This window comes from Polaribacter sp. IC073 (assembly GCF_007997075.1).
Classification (GTDB): domain Bacteria; phylum Bacteroidota; class Bacteroidia; order Flavobacteriales; family Flavobacteriaceae; genus Polaribacter.
Genome location: NZ_VORS01000034.1, coordinates 1 through 1,105 on the forward strand (window position 1 = coordinate 1; position 1,105 = coordinate 1,105).

The following is a 1,105-nucleotide window of genomic DNA, read 5'->3' on the forward strand; positions in this document are numbered from 1 at the left end:
CTTCCATTCAATAACTTAACGCAACAAATCTAAATTAATAGATTTGTAAAATGAAAGTAAAAAAACACAGACGATTAACCTTAAAAGAAAGGATAATAATCCAGACACTTTTAAAAGAAAAAAAGTCTAAATCTTATATCGCAATTAGACTTTATAGATCTCGTTCAACTATTGGCAGAGAAGTTAATAAATGGATACAAAAAAAAGAGGATAAATACGATGCTGAACTTGCACATTGGTGTGTAAAAGAAGACTATTTAAACAAAAGAAATCTTGATAAAATAAGTACCTACACCTTACTTAAATTTTTTGTCTATAAAGGACTTTTGTCTAACTGGACTCCTGAACAAATATCTGGAAGACTTAAAGAGCTGTATCCTAATGATCCTATAATGTCTATTTCACACGAAGCTATTTATAGACACATATATACAAGACCACAAGCAAGTTTAAATAAAAAGTTAATAAAACTGTTAGTGCGTAAAAAAACAAGGCGTAGAACTCCTGAAAAAAGACGTGGTGGTGGGAGTAAAATTATAAACCAAGTCAGTATTGACAATAGACCTAAGCATATTGAACTTAGAAATGAAATTGGACATTGGGAAGGAGATTTAGTCATTGGTAAAAACCATAAAAGTGCAATTGGAACGATTGTAGAACGTAAAACAAGGTTCACTCTAATCATTAAATTAGAATCTAAAAAAGCAAATGAAGTCGCTAAAGAATTTTCTAAAATATTAAACAAATTAAATCTCATTTATAAAAAATCAATGACTTATGACAACGGAATTGAAATGGCAAGACACGAAAAAATTACTAAAAAAACAGGTATGAAAATTTACTTTGCACATCCATATTCTTCTTGGGAAAGAGGAACAAATGAAAACACAAACGGACTCATTAGAAGGTACCTTCCAAAAGGAACAAACTTTAATGAAATTGACCTTAAACAACTTCAAATTATTCAACAAAAACTAAACAATAGACCTCGAAAAGTAATAGGTTATAAAACACCAAAAGAAATGATGGATAATGAACTTAAATTTGTAGCTTAGTATCATCAAAAAATAAAAACGCTTTGTTGCGTTAGAACATTGAATCCAAG

Annotated in this window: 1 protein-coding gene; it reads left to right on the forward strand. The window is 29.3% G+C overall.

Features of this window, described 5'->3' with window-relative positions:
- Positions 1-50: 50 nt before the first annotated feature.
- The gene (locus ES045_RS16220; RefSeq protein WP_147117316.1) at positions 51-1,055 is read left to right on the forward strand and encodes an IS30 family transposase; all 1,005 of its coding nucleotides are present in this window, start codon (positions 51-53) and stop codon (positions 1,053-1,055) included.
- The last annotated feature ends 50 nt before the right edge of the window (positions 1,056-1,105 follow it).

Bases quoted from the DNA above. Each gene is read 5' to 3' on its own strand.
- ES045_RS16220 (WP_147117316.1), top strand. From the start codon at position 51: ATGAAAGTAAAAAAACACAGACGATTAACCTTAAAAGAAAGGATAATA.